Source organism: Vibrio marinisediminis (assembly GCF_014050145.1).
GTDB lineage: Bacteria > Pseudomonadota > Gammaproteobacteria > Enterobacterales > Vibrionaceae > Vibrio > Vibrio marinisediminis.
The window spans coordinates 1-280 of sequence record NZ_JACFYF010000220.1 but is presented as its reverse complement, the minus strand read 5'-3'; the positions used below and the strand labels follow the sequence as shown (position 1 = coordinate 280).

Sequence of the window (280 nt, the reverse complement as noted above, 5' to 3'; positions counted from 1 at the left end):
AACTCTCATTGATGTACAAAAAGGGGAAGTAACCTTGAGAGTCAATGAGGAGGAGTTCAAGTTGAATGCTGTAAAAGCTATGCAGCATCCAGACACACAAGAGGACTGCATGGACGTTGACATTATTGATTCTCTGGTAGAAGAGATCAATATGGCTGAAAGCCTAGAATCAGAGCTTGAGGACATCTTCAAAGGTGCTCAACCTGATCAAGAAGAACTAGAGGAAGTAAAGGAATTTTCGAAAATTCCTCAGGAAGGGGATAAGCCTCCCAAACCTGAA

Annotated in this window: 1 protein-coding gene; it reads left to right on the top strand. The window is 42.1% G+C overall.

What is annotated here, in order from left to right; all coding sequences use genetic code 11:
- Positions 1-61: 61 nt before the first annotated feature.
- Positions 62-280: hypothetical protein (locus tag H2O73_RS20975; protein ID WP_182110793.1), on the top strand; the 219-nt coding region annotated here is incomplete at its 3' end.